This is a genomic window from Legionella lytica, assembly GCF_044626755.1.
Lineage (GTDB): Bacteria > Pseudomonadota > Gammaproteobacteria > Legionellales > Legionellaceae > Legionella > Legionella lytica_A.
This window is the reverse complement of sequence record NZ_JBGORX010000041.1, coordinates 1-223: the sequence shown is the minus strand read 5'-3', so window position 1 is coordinate 223 and position 223 is coordinate 1. Positions and strand designations below refer to the sequence as shown.

The following is a 223-nucleotide window of genomic DNA, read 5'->3' as shown; positions in this document are numbered from 1 at the left end:
GATAGGCAGGTTGAGGTCGTGCGCCGTTTGGAAGGGGAGGCGCTGGAATTAAATAGACAGAACGACTCCTTACAAGAGCAATTGCACAGCTCTCATCAAACCAGTGAAGAGGTGCGCCTGCGTTTAATTGAGGAGTTGAAGCAGCAGCAACAGGCCACCGAGACAGCGCAATTGGCTGCCCACGACACGTTAACTCGTTTGGAGTCTTTGCAAGACGAGCACA

The 223-nt window shown here is 52.5% G+C and carries 1 protein-coding gene; it reads left to right on the top strand.

Annotated elements, in window-relative coordinates:
• Positions 1-18: 18 nt before the first annotated feature.
• A partial coding sequence (locus tag ACD661_RS16995) for a hypothetical protein (RefSeq protein WP_400189019.1) occupies positions 19-223 on the top strand: 205 nt, incomplete at its 3' end.